The organism is Mycobacterium gordonae (assembly GCF_017086405.1).
Lineage (GTDB): Bacteria > Actinomycetota > Actinomycetes > Mycobacteriales > Mycobacteriaceae > Mycobacterium > Mycobacterium gordonae_D.
The window spans coordinates 1,225,927-1,236,330 of the sequence record NZ_CP070973.1 but is presented as its reverse complement, the minus strand read 5'-3'; the positions used below and the strand labels follow the sequence as shown (position 1 = coordinate 1,236,330).

Annotated in this window: 10 protein-coding genes; 8 read left to right on the top strand and 2 right to left on the bottom strand. The window is 64.5% G+C overall.

Annotated elements, in window-relative coordinates; all coding sequences use genetic code 11:
* Positions 1–3 precede the first annotated feature (3 nt).
* Positions 4–963 carry a helix-turn-helix transcriptional regulator gene (locus tag JX552_RS05395; protein ID WP_205876424.1) on the bottom strand — a complete coding sequence of 320 codons (960 nt, stop codon included), beginning with the start codon at positions 961–963 and terminating at the stop codon, positions 4–6.
* A gap of 62 nt (positions 964–1,025) precedes the next feature.
* On the opposite strand from JX552_RS05395, the gene JX552_RS05390 reads away from it, so the two are divergent.
* The 8 genes from JX552_RS05390 to mmaA4 all read left to right on the top strand — a co-directional run bounded on the left by JX552_RS05390 (position 1,026) and on the right by mmaA4 (position 8,553).
* A complete protein-coding gene (locus JX552_RS05390) occupies positions 1,026–1,559 on the top strand; it encodes a DinB family protein (RefSeq protein ID WP_205876423.1) in 534 nt (177 codons plus the stop codon).
* Positions 1,560–1,561: 2 nt separating this feature from the next.
* Positions 1,562–2,155 carry a DinB family protein gene (locus tag JX552_RS05385; protein ID WP_205876422.1) on the top strand — a complete coding sequence of 198 codons (594 nt, stop codon included), beginning with the start codon at positions 1,562–1,564 and terminating at the stop codon, positions 2,153–2,155.
* Between the two features lie 95 nt (positions 2,156–2,250).
* A complete protein-coding gene (locus JX552_RS05380; RefSeq protein ID WP_205876421.1) occupies positions 2,251–3,615 on the top strand; it encodes an ABC1 kinase family protein in 1,365 nt (454 codons plus the stop codon).
* A 4-nt stretch (positions 3,616–3,619) separates the two neighbouring features.
* Positions 3,620–4,525 carry an alpha/beta fold hydrolase gene (locus tag JX552_RS05375; RefSeq protein ID WP_205876420.1) on the top strand — a complete coding sequence of 302 codons (906 nt, stop codon included), beginning with the start codon at positions 3,620–3,622 and terminating at the stop codon, positions 4,523–4,525.
* Between the two features lie 87 nt (positions 4,526–4,612).
* The gene (locus tag JX552_RS05370) at positions 4,613–5,473 is read left to right on the top strand and encodes a cyclopropane mycolic acid synthase family methyltransferase (RefSeq protein WP_205876419.1); all 861 of its coding nucleotides are present in this window, start codon (positions 4,613–4,615) and stop codon (positions 5,471–5,473) included.
* Positions 5,474–5,614: 141 nt separating this feature from the next.
* Positions 5,615–6,484: a cyclopropane mycolic acid synthase MmaA2 gene (gene mmaA2, locus JX552_RS05365; protein WP_205876418.1), complete on the top strand. Its 870-nt coding sequence runs from the start codon at positions 5,615–5,617 to the stop codon at positions 6,482–6,484.
* Between the two features lie 144 nt (positions 6,485–6,628).
* Complete coding sequence (locus JX552_RS05360; RefSeq protein ID WP_205876417.1) at positions 6,629–7,510, top strand: cyclopropane mycolic acid synthase family methyltransferase; 882 nt, start codon at positions 6,629–6,631, stop codon at positions 7,508–7,510.
* A 146-nt stretch (positions 7,511–7,656) separates the two neighbouring features.
* Positions 7,657–8,553, top strand: coding sequence for a hydroxymycolate synthase MmaA4 (mmaA4, locus tag JX552_RS05355; protein WP_205876416.1), 897 nt, complete (start codon positions 7,657–7,659; stop codon positions 8,551–8,553).
* Between the two features lie 258 nt (positions 8,554–8,811).
* Here mmaA4 and JX552_RS05350 read toward each other — a convergent pair whose 3' ends face one another.
* Positions 8,812–10,104 (bottom strand): IS110 family RNA-guided transposase, encoded by a 1,293-nt coding sequence (locus tag JX552_RS05350; RefSeq protein ID WP_205876309.1) that lies wholly within the window; start codon positions 10,102–10,104, stop codon positions 8,812–8,814.
* Between the last annotated feature and the right edge of the window lie 300 nt (positions 10,105–10,404).

Here is a 10,404-nt window from a genome sequence, read left to right as displayed (position 1 = left end):
ACCTTACGGTGCTCGGCCCGCGCGACGAAGAAGTTCGCCCACCGCGCCCGCCGCCGCCCGCACCTCGGCCGGCTCGAGCACCTGGAACTCGGCGCCCACCATCGCGAAGTGCAACACCATCCGCTGCGGATCGTCGCCGCCCGCCGTGACCACGCAGGCCCCGTCGCCGTCGGGTTCGACGGTCATCGATTGCGGCGAGAACTGGCGCGCGACGACGGACGCGGGCACCTGGTAGCGCACCCGGGCCACGTAGCGGTAGGGCGCGGCGCTGATCGCGTGCCGAAGGAATTCTCGTGCGTCCGGCGCCGCCCGCGGTGCAAAGGTGCTACCCGCCGCGCGCGTTGCGACCATCCGGTCCAGTCGCAGGGTGCGCCAGTCGCTCCGGTCTCGGTCGTAAGCCAGCAGGTACCAGCGCCGGCCGGTGGTCACCAGTTGGTAGGGCTCCAGGCGACGACGGCTCGGGGTGCCGTCCCGGGCCGTGTAGTCGGCAGTGACGTGCTCGTGGTCCCGGCACGCCCGGGCCAACGTCGTCAACGTGTCCGGGTCCACCGGGGTGTCCACGGCGTCCGGCGCCAGCGTGACGGTCGCCTGGTGCACCGCGGCGACCTGGGAGCGCAGCCGGGACGGCAGCACCTGGTCCAGCTTGCTCAGCGCCCGCAACGCCGATTCGCCCACCCCGGCCACGCTGCCGCCGGCGGCGAGCCGCAGACATACCGCGACCGCTACCGCCTCGTCGGGATCGAGCAGCAGCGGCGGCAACGCCGCGCCGGCGCCGAGCCGGTAACCGCCGCCGGAGCCCTTGCTGGCTTCCACCGGATAGCCCAACTCGCGCAGCCGCTCGACGTCACGCCGCACGCTGCGGCCAGTCACCGACAGCTGTTCCGCCAGCTCCTGGCCGGTCCATACCCGTCGCGACTGCAGCAGCCCCAGCAACCGCAGCACCCGGCTCGTCGTCGCCGACATGCCGGCCAGTCTGCCTCATGTTTAGGACCAAAACTGTCCGCTATCGATGGAAGGCTCGCATCATGGCAGACCTGACCACCCAACTCGCCGACCAGCTCGACTGGCACTGGCACGCCCAACTGCGCCCCCGCCTGGACGGCTTGACCGACGCCGAATACTTCTGGCGGCCGGTGCCCGACTGCTGGACCGTGCATCCGGACGCGTCAGTGGATTTCGCGCATCCGAGCCCGACCCCGACACCGGTGACCACCATCGCCTGGCGGCTGGCGCACGTCATTGTGGGAGTGTTCGCCCTGCGCAACCATCACCACTTCGGTGGCCCACCCGCCGACTACCAGAATTGGCCTTACGCCACCGACGCGGCGACTGCACTGCGCCAGCTCGACACGGAGTACGCGGCGTGGATCGCCGGTGTGCGGGCGTTGTCCGCTGCCGATCTGAACCGACCGTGCGGCCCCGCGGAAGGCCCCTACGCCCAGCACACGCTGAGCGAGCTGGTCCTGCACATCAACCGCGAGGCGATCCATCACGGCGCCGAAATCGCTTGTCTGAGAGACCTCTACCTGCACACCGAGCTGAACACCCGAAAGGACTGACCATGCCCGCCCTTGCCCCTCCGGTCGCCGACGAACGCCACGCGCTGCGCGAATTCCTCGCCTATCAGCAGAGCGCCTACTTCGCGGTCTGCTACGGCCTCACCGACGAACAGGCCCGGTCGGCCCCGTCGGCCGGCGCCCTGTCCATCGGCGGCCTGATCAAGCACGTCACCGGGATGCAGCGAACCTGGATGGTCAGGGTGGCCGCAGCGCCGGACGCGCCGCCGGCGGATCCGCGATCGTTCGAGGAACGCTCCGCCGAATACGCCGACGACTTCGTGATGCTGCCCGACGAAACCCTTGACGGGTTGCTGGAGGCGTTCAGCGCGCAGAACGCGCAGACCCTGCTCCTGGCCGACACCGCTGACCTGAACGCCGCGGTGCCGGTCCCCCGGGACGCACCGTGGTTCCCGACGGACGTCACCGCCTGGTCGGTGCGCTGGGTCTTGCTGCACGTCATCAACGAGCTCGCCCGGCATGCCGGGCATGCCGACATCGTCCGGGAAAGTATCGACGGAGCGACCATGTACGAGCTGATCGCCGGGCGCGAGAACTGGAAGCCGGAGCCGTGGCTGACGCCATGGCAACCCGAATAAGCCGCCGCGCATTCTGCCTACGCTGTGCTTTTCCCCCGGGTGAGCGGCCTCACGCGAATTGGGAATTGCCTCCCCCTGTTTGGCACACTGCAGAAATGAGTTCCACTAAACACCGCGATGTGGCCAAGCTTGACCGGGTGCCGCTACCGGTCGAAGCGGCCCGGGTAGCTGTCACCGGTTGGCAGGTCACCCGCACCGCCGCTCGTGTACTCAGCAAGCTCCCGGGCAAGGGGTTCGCCACTTCGTGGCAACAGAAAGTCATCAAGGAAATTCCGCAGACCTTCGCCGACCTGGGCCCGACGTACGTGAAATTCGGACAGATCATCGCGTCCAGTCCCGGCGCGTTCGGCGAATCGCTGTCCCGCGAATTCCGCGGTCTGCTGGACCGGGTGCCACCCGCCGACACCGACGCGGTGCACAAGCTGTTCATCGAGGAACTCGGCGACGAGCCGGCCAACCTGTTCGCGAGCTTCGAGGAAACCCCGTTCGCGTCGGCTTCGATCGCGCAGGTGCACTACGCGACCCTCAAGACCGGAGAGGACGTCGTCGTCAAGATCCAGCGACCGGGTATCCGTCGCCGGGTGGCCGCCGACCTGCAGATCCTGCAGCGCTTCGCCCAGGCCGTCGAGCTGGCGAAGCTGGGCCGCCGGCTATCGGCACAGGACGTGGTCGCCGACTTCTCCGACAACCTGGCCGAGGAGCTGGACTTCCGGCTGGAAGCGCAGTCGATGGACGCCTGGGTCTCGCATCTGCATGCGTCTCCGCTGGGCAAGAACATCCGGGTGCCGCAGGTGCACTGGAACTTCACCAGCGAGCGGGTACTGACCATGGAGCGAATCCAGGGCATCCGCATCGACAACGTGGCCGCGATCCGCAAGGCCGGCTTCGACGGCACCGAACTCGTCAAGGCGCTGCTGTTCAGCGTTTTCGAGGGCGGCCTGCGGCACGGCCTGTTCCACGGCGACCTGCACGCGGGCAACCTCTATGTCGACGACGAAGGCCGCATCGTGTTCTTCGACTTCGGGATCATGGGCCGCATCGATCCCCGCACCCGCTGGCTGCTGCGTGAACTGGTCTACGCCCTGCTGGTCAAGAAGGACCACGCCGCCGCGGGCAAGATCGTCGTGCTGATGGGCGCCGTGGGCACCATGAAGCCCGAGGCGGAGGCCGCCCGGGACCTGGAGAAGTTCGCCACCCCGCTGACCATGCAGTCCCTCGGCGACATGTCCTACGCCGACATCGGCCGCCAACTCTCGGCGCTGGCCGACGCCTACGACGTCAAACTGCCCCGCGAGCTGGTGCTGATCGGCAAGCAGTTCCTCTACGTGGAGCGGTACATGAAGCTGCTGGCGCCGAAATGGCAGATGATGTCCGACCCGCAGCTCACCGGCTACTTCGCCAACTTCATGGTCGAGGTCAGCCGTGAGCATCAGTCCAACCCGCAAACCAACGAGGTGTAGTCAAGTGGAAGTTCGCAGTGGCACCGCGGTATCGGGTGACCTGAAGCTCTACTACGAGGACATGGGCGATCCCGACCACCCGCCCGTACTGCTCATCATGGGCCTGGGCGCCCAGATGCTGTTGTGGCGCACGGAGTTCTGCGAGCAACTCGTCCACCGGGGCTTGCGGGTCATCCGCTACGACAACCGCGATGTCGGACTGTCCACCAAGACCGAGCGCCATCCCAACCCGCAACCCCTGGCAACGCGGATGGCACGCTCCTTCCTCGGTTTGCCCAGCCGCTCGGCCTACACGTTGGAGGACATGGCCGACGACGCCGCCGCGCTGCTCGACCACCTCGACATCGACGGGGCGCACGTCGTCGGCGCGTCGATGGGCGGCATGATCGCGCAGGTCTTCGCCGCCCAGTACGCGCAGCGCACTCAGACGCTGGCGGTGATCTTCTCCAGCAACAACCATCGGTTCTTGCCGCCGCCGGCGCCACGGGCGCTGCTCTCGCTGATCAAGGGCCCGCCGCCGAGTTCGCCGCGCGAGATGATCATCGACAACTCGGTCCGGGTCAGCAAAATCATCGGCAGCCCGCAGTACCCCACGCCCGAGGAACAGATGCGGGCCGATGCCGCCGAAGCCTACGACCGCAACTATCACCCGTGGGGCATCTCCCAGCAGTTCAGCGCCATCATGGGCAGCGGCAGCCTGTTGCACTACGACCGGCGCATCACCGCCCCGACTGTCGTCATCCACGGCACGGCGGATAAACTAATGCGCCCCTTCGGCGGCCGAGCGGTCGCCAAGGCAATCAACGGTGCCCGATTGGTGTTGGTCGACGGCATGGGTCATGATCTGCCCAAGCAGTTGTGGAGTCGCGTCATTGGTGAGCTGACTAGCAACTTCGCTGCCGCCGGTTGAACCGACAGCCGACGGCTTCGGGATGCCCCCGCAGGGGTGTCACGCAATTACGAGAATCGCAACGGTGTGCGCTGGAGGTGGTCCGATATGGCCGAACTGAGACCGTATTACGAAGAGTCGCAAGCGACGTACGACATTTCCGACGAGTTCTTCGCGCTGTTCCTCGACCCCAACATGGTTTACACCTGCGCCTACTTCGAGCGCGACGACATGACCCTGGAGGAGGCGCAGCTCGCGAAGTTGGATCTGGCTCTGGACAAGCTGCACCTGGAGCCGGGTATGACGCTGCTCGACGTCGGCTGCGGGTGGGGTGGTGCGGTGGTGCGCGCTCTGGAGAAGTACGACGTGAACGTCATCGGTATCACGCTCAGCCGCAATCACTACCTGCGCAGCAAGGCCAGGCTGGCTGCGATTCCCACCAAGCGGCGCGCTGAGGCCCGGCTGCAAGGGTGGGAGGAATTCAACGAGAAAGTCGACCGGATCGTCAGCTTCGAGGCTTTCGACGCCTTCAAGAAGGAGCGCTGGCCCGCATTCTTCGATCGCGCCTACGAGATCCTGCCCGACGGCGGCAGCATGCTGTTGCACAGCATCTTCACCCACGAGCAGACCTACTGGCGTGACCACGGCATCACCGTCACCATGAGCGATCTGCGGTTCTTCCGCTTCCTGGCGACCGAGATCTTCCCCGGCGGTGGCATGTGCGGCGAGGTCGACATCATCGACAACGCAAAAAACAGCGGATTCTCGGTCGGCGAGATCCAATATCTGCAGCCGCATTACGCGCGCACCCTGGACATGTGGGCGGCCAATCTGGAGGCCAATCGCGAGCAGGCTATCGCCGTCCAGTCCCAGGAGGTTTACGACCGTTTCATGCGTTATTTGACGGGCTGCGCGAACCTGTTCCGCAAGGGCCTGTCCAACGTCGCGCAATACCCGCTGACGAAGTAGTAAAAAGCCGCTGAACAGCCTAGATGCTGTCGCGGTTTAGTAATGACGTGCTGCGTCGGATAACATGCTGCGGGCATGCACGGGGGAATGCGATGACGCATGCGATCATGGGCCGCCGCTGGTCCAGAAAGGCAATAAAACATGGCTGCGAAACTGAAACCGCACTTTGACGATGTGCAGGCACACTACGACCTGTCCGACGACTTCTTCCGGCTGTTCCTGGACCCGACCCAGACTTACAGCTGCGCATATTTCGAGCGCGAAGACATGACGCTGGAAGAGGCGCAGATCGCCAAGGTCGACCTGGCGCTAGGCAAGCTCGGCTTGCAGCCCGGCATGACGCTGCTGGACGTCGGCTGCGGGTGGGGCGCCACCATGCGACGCGCCATCGAGAAGTACGACGTCAACGTCATCGGCCTGACCCTGTCCAAGAACCAGGCCGCGCACGTGCAACAGAAGTTCGACGAACTGGACACCTTGCGCGGCCGGCGCGTGCTGTTGGAGGGCTGGGAGCAGTTCGACGAACCCGTCGATCGCATCGTCTCGATCGGTGCGTTCGAGCACTTCGGCTTCGACCGCTACGACGACTTCTTCACGCTGGCGCACAAGGTGCTGCCGGCCGACGGCGTGATGCTGCTGCACACCATCACCGCCCTGACCGGTCCGCAGATGGCCGACCGCGGCATGCCGTTGACCTTCGAGGGCGCCCGCTTCGCGAAGTTCATCATGACCGAGATCTTCCCGGGCGGCCGGTTGCCGTCCATCGAGAAAGTGGAGGAGCACTCGGGGAAGGCCGGCTTCACCCTGACCCGTCGCCAGTCGCTGCAGCCCCACTATGCCCGCACGCTCGACCTGTGGGCCGCGGCGTTGCAGTCGCGCCGGGAAGAAGCGATCGAGATTCAGTCCGAAGAGGTCTACGAGCGCTACATGAAGTACCTGACGGGTTGCGCGGACTCGTTCCGGATCGGCTACATCGACGTCAACCAGTTCACCCTGGCGAAGTCGCAATAGAGCGACCAGAGTGACTCCTGATGAGTCGACCGCCAAATAATCGCCGGATCTGATGATTTTAATGCGGGTGATGCGTCCCGGCACGTGTAGGGTGCCGTGGATGATCACCTCGCCGGGGGGTGCGGCGGTCCATCGGGAGGACTTATGTCTAATAACTTAACGCGGGCCCGCAGCCGGCGAGAGAACAACGACGACGTCCAGGCGCACTACGACATCTCCAACGAGTTCTTCGAGCTGTTCACCGATCCGACCCGAACCTACAGTTGCGCCTACTTCCAGCGGGACGACATGACCCTGGAGGAAGCCCAGATCGCCAAGCTGGACCTGGCGCTGGGCAAGCTGGGGCTCGAGCCCGGGATGACCCTGCTCGATGTGGGCTGCGGCTGGGGTTCGACGATGAAGCGCGCGTTGGAGAAGTACGACGTCAACGTCATCGGGCTGACCCTGTCGAAGAACCAGCACATGTATTGCGAGAAACTGCTCGACGAAGTCGACTCGAACCGTTCCCACCGGGTACTGCTCAGCGACTGGGGTGAGTTCGACGAGCCGGTCGACCGGATCATCACGATTGAGGCGTTGGAGCACTTCGGTTTTCAGCGCTACGACGACTTCTTCACGTTCGTTTATAAGGCACTGCCCGACGACGGGAAGATGCTGCTGCATTCGATCACCGGCCTGACCGGTGGCCAGATCGTCGAGCGCGGCATGCCCGTGACGTTCGAGATGGCCCGGTTCATCAAGTTCATCGTGACGGAGATCTTCCCGGGCGGCCGGCTGCCGTCGATCGAGAAGGTGCACGACCACGCGGCCAGGGCCGGCTTCACCGTGACCCACGTCGAGTCGCTGCAGCTGCACTTCGCCAGAACGCTCGACTTCTGGGCCGAAGCCCTGCTGGCGCACAAAGACGAGGCCATCGCAATCCAGTCCGAAGAGACCTATGAGCGCTACATGAGGTACCTGACCGGCTGCGCCGAGTCCTTCCGGATCGGCTACATCGACTGCCACCACTTCACCCTGCAGAAGTAGGCATCGGGGTGCCGGAGAGGGGCATCCGCCAGCCTCCCGAGCCGGTAAGCCGGTACCGCCGGATCGGGTAGTGTTGCACGTCAGAGATCTAGGACCCGTGCGCGCGATCAGGTAGCGCCACATGATCCAGGAGAAACACCACAGCAATGGCCGAGAAACCGACCGGTGCCATGACCAAGCCCACCCAGTTTGACGACATCCAGGCGCACTACGACGTCTCCGACGACTTCTTCGCATTGTTCCAGGACCCGACTCGGACCTACAGCTGCGCCTACTTCGAGCCGTGGGACATCTCCCTGGAGGAAGCCCAGATCGCCAAGGTCGACCTGAACCTGGAGCAGCTGGATCTGAAGCCGGGTATGACGCTGCTGGACATCGGCTGCGGCTGGGGCACCACCATGAAGCGCGCCGTCGAGAAGTACGACGTCAACGTCATCGGTCTCACCCTGTCCAAGAACCAGCACGCCCGCTCCCAACAGGTGCTCGACGCGATCGACACCGACCGCTCCCGGCGGGTGCTCCTGCACGGCTGGGAGGACTTCAACGAACCGGTCGACCGGATCGTCTCCATCGAGGCCTTCGAGCACTTCGGGCACGAGAACTACGACGACTTCTTCAAGCGCTGTTTCGACATCATGCCCGAGGACGGCCGGATGACCGTGCAGAGCAGCGTGAGCTATCACCCGTATGACATGGCGGCCCGCGGCAAGCGGATCACCTTCGAGACGGTGCGCTTCATCAAATTCATCGTGACCGAGATCTTCCCGGGTGGCCGGCTGCCGTCCACGGAGATGATGGTCGAGCATGGCGAGAAGGCCGGATTCGTTGTACCCGCACCAGTTTCGCTGCGCCCCCACTACATCAAGACACTGCACATCTGGGGCGACACCCTGGAGTCCAACCGGGAGAAGGCCATCGAGGTGACCTCGCAAGAGGTCTACGAGCGGTACATGAAGTATCTGCGTGGTTGCGAGCACTACTTCGACGACGAGATGCTCGACGTGAGCCTGGTGACCTATCTCAAGCCTGGGGCGGCCGCCTAGCCGGTCGGATCGGGGGCTGCGCCGTTTGAGGGCAGGTAGCGAGTCGAGCGCAGGGCTTCCGCTCGCTACGGGAAGAAACGACGAATGCCGATGTCGCCTTGCCGATCACCCACGCGCCGCCTGATGTCGTGGCCAACGGGTTCCAGTTTCCCTGCCGAGCAGACACAAAAGCACCCCGCAACATTCGCTCCGGGGTGCTTTTGTGTCTCTCTCGAAAATGTGGTGACCCAAAGTTGGTGCGTGATTGGGGTGCCGGTGTTAGGCAGCTCCGGTGAGCGGTTCGAGAATGACGTTGTAGCCAAGATTCTCCAGTTGCTTGATTGCTTTGGCTTTGGTCTGCCCAGGGTTGTGCCGGGTGTAGTAGTCGGGTCCTGGATCCTGGTAGAAGGCGCCATTGATCAGCATGTTGTAGGCGTCGGTGAGCATCTTGTGTTCGAGGGCAACCAAAGCGATCTGGCCGGTTGATGAGCGGCGCTTGGGTTTGTTCTGGTTATGGCGCTTGGGTAGGGGTCGGTGAGTGCCGGCGATACGTCGGTAGCGGACGCTGTAGTAGGTGTCGTTGCTGCGGGCCGCCGACAGGGCCGCAACACCAAGTGCGGCTTTGAGGTGACGGTTACCGGGCAGGATGGACGCCGATTTGACCCGGCCCGCGGATTCGTTACAGCCCGGCACCACCCCGGCCCAGGACGCCAAATGCCCGGCGGTGGGAAACACGCTCATATCGCCGCCGGTTTCGGCGATGAACACAGTGGCGACCAGCTCAGACCACCCCGGGATACTCATCAGCAGTTCCCGGGTCGCGCAAAAAGGTTCGATCACCTCCTCGATGCGCTCATCAAGACGGGCGAGGTCGGCGTCGTGGGCATCGAGGCGGTCAAGGTATAACCGCACCATAAACGCGTGATGGTCGGTGAATCGCCCACGCAGCGCGTCGGTGAGCTGCGGGATCTTCTTGCGCAGGGTCCCTTTGGCTAGATCGGCGAGCGTCGCCGGATCGCGCTGGCCGGCACACAGCGCTTCGAGCATCGCCCGCCCCGAGACGCCGATGATCTCTGAGGCCACCGCGGAGAGTTTGATCCCAGTGTCTTCCAGTAGCTTTTCGAGCCGCTGGATCTCTTTGGTGCGCTCGCGGGTAATCACGGTGCGCGCCCGGGTCAGGTCGCGCAACACCCGAATCGGCGGTGGCGGCACGAACGATGCGCGCAACAGCCCATGGGCTCCCAGATCGGCCAGCCACGCCGCGTCGGAGACATCGGTCTTGCGGCCGGGGACGTTGCGTGCCGCTTTGGCGTTGACCAGGGTCACGTTCAACTGCTCTTCGAGCAGGTAGTAAAACGGTTTCCAGTAGTCCGAGGTGGACTCGATCACCACACACTCAACGTGCTCGGCCACCAGATGCTCGCGCAACGCCAGGATCTCGTTGGTCATCGAGCCCCACGTGGTCACCGTCGTCGACGTCGCCCGTCGGCCCTGCCCCTGAACACGGATACATGCCTTGGCGTCCTTCTTGGAAACGTCGAGGGCCGCGCACCGCGCATAAACGACTTCCATGATTACTCACCTCCAAAACACGTGCTATCAAGGGTGTTTCGGGGAGAGCGAAAACAAAACAGGAGTCTCTCTCGCGTGCTCACAGGCAACAATCCACCGCCCCCGCAACCAACACAGGGGTGCTCTCCAGCCCCAAGCTGCTCGGCGTGCTCAGAGCAACACAGACGCAACGGGGTCAACCGAAACACCCCTCAAGGGTCGACCCGCCCGACTCGCTGCGCAACCACCTCACCAGGCCGAACGCGCCGCACTAATTTTCATCCTCCACCGCGGGGCGCAGCCCCCCAGATAGCTGCTCGC

Bases quoted from the DNA above. Each gene is read 5' to 3' on its own strand.
- mmaA2 (WP_205876418.1), top strand. From the start codon at position 5,615: ATGGCTGCGAAACTGAAACCGCACTTTGACGATGTGCAGGCACACTAC.
- mmaA4 (WP_205876416.1), top strand. From the start codon at position 7,657: ATGGCCGAGAAACCGACCGGTGCCATGACCAAGCCCACCCAGTTTGAC.
- JX552_RS05385 (WP_205876422.1), top strand. From the start codon at position 1,562: ATGCCCGCCCTTGCCCCTCCGGTCGCCGACGAACGCCACGCGCTGCGC.
- JX552_RS05370 (WP_205876419.1), top strand. From the start codon at position 4,613: ATGGCCGAACTGAGACCGTATTACGAAGAGTCGCAAGCGACGTACGAC.
- JX552_RS05390 (WP_205876423.1), top strand. From the start codon at position 1,026: ATGGCAGACCTGACCACCCAACTCGCCGACCAGCTCGACTGGCACTGG.
- JX552_RS05350 (WP_205876309.1), bottom strand. From the start codon at position 10,104: ATGGAAGTCGTTTATGCGCGGTGCGCGGCCCTCGACGTTTCCAAGAAG.
- JX552_RS05360 (WP_205876417.1), top strand. From the start codon at position 6,629: ATGTCTAATAACTTAACGCGGGCCCGCAGCCGGCGAGAGAACAACGAC.
- JX552_RS05395 (WP_205876424.1), bottom strand. From the start codon at position 963: ATGTCGGCGACGACGAGCCGGGTGCTGCGGTTGCTGGGGCTGCTGCAG.
- JX552_RS05380 (WP_205876421.1), top strand. From the start codon at position 2,251: ATGAGTTCCACTAAACACCGCGATGTGGCCAAGCTTGACCGGGTGCCG.